Below are 1,161 nucleotides of genomic sequence, written 5' to 3' on the forward strand. Positions count from 1 at the left end.
GCGAGCCGGCTGATTGTTTGGCATGCGTGAGCGTATCGCCGACGGGCGCACCGAAAATATCTTTAATCCCCGCAACGACAAAACCGACGGCGCCCGCGCTTAATTCTTCTAACGGCTGGCGCTTGGGAGTGAAATAACCAATTTGATCGGCGTAATAATCTCTCCCTGTTGACATGACGCGAATTTTATCCCCTTTGTGCAAAGTGCCCGCCTTCACTCGAACCAATGAAATCACGCCAAGATAACTGTCAAACCAGGAATCGATAATCAGTGCCTGCAAAGGTGCTTCAGGATAACCCACTGGCGATGGGATAGTGACAATCAGTTGCTCCAATAATTCTTTGACACCTTTTCCTTCTTTGGCGCTCACGCGAATTGCATTATGCGCCTCAATTCCTATGACGTCTTCAATTTCCTGGATAGCGCGCTCCGGATCTGCTTGTGGCAAATCGATTTTATTTAAAACTGGAAGGACAACGAGTCCTTGCTCAATCGCGGTATAGCACGTGGCAACCGTTTGCGCTTCCACACCTTGGGCGGCATCCACCACTAGTAAGGACCCTTCACAAGCGGCTAAGGAGCGCGAAACTTCATAAGAAAAATCAACGTGGCCGGGAGTGTCGATAAGGTTTAGCTGATAAAAATCGCTGTTCTGCGATTTAAAATTCAATGTCACGCTTTGCGCTTTGATAGTAATTCCCCGTTCTCGCTCTATATCCATGGAGTCGAGCACTTGAGCCTTCATTTCTCGTTCGCTTAATCCTCCGCAAAGCTGAATAAAGCGATCAGCTAACGTCGATTTCCCATGATCAATGTGGGCGATAATCGAAAAATTCCGAATGAATTTTTGAGAAATGGTTGTCATTGGTACTGTTTTTTTGTTGGAGAGATAGTAGCATAGTTGCCCAAACTCTCAGCGAGAGAGACCTATGAAGTTTCGCGCTCCTTAGCCGCTTGTGAAGGGTCCTTTCCTCTCCTCCTGGGAAGAGAAATTTTTATCACTCTTTACATCGCCTTCGATTCTAATATTGCTTTTTAGCAAAAGTCTCTTTGATACCGAATTTTCCGATAAATAAGGCTAATAAAAATAGCAAGGGAATCATCGTAAGCGCAACTTGATAAGCATAGGTACTATAGATAGGAGCATTTTCCAACATTCGA

Annotated in this window: 2 pseudogenes; both read right to left on the reverse strand. The window is 45.5% G+C overall.

Going from position 1 to position 1,161, the window contains the following annotated elements:
* Nucleotides 1-899 (reverse strand): annotated as a pseudogene (locus tag FIV31_RS07545) (GTP-binding protein); the annotation flags it as partial.
* A 123-nt stretch (nucleotides 900-1,022) separates the two neighbouring features.
* A pseudogene (locus tag FIV31_RS07550) lies at nucleotides 1,023-1,161 on the reverse strand (MFS transporter); the annotation flags it as partial.

Origin of the sequence: Coxiella endosymbiont of Ornithodoros amblus, from assembly GCF_019425495.1 — a bacterium.
In the GTDB taxonomy this organism is placed as follows: Bacteria; Pseudomonadota; Gammaproteobacteria; order Coxiellales; family Coxiellaceae; genus Coxiella.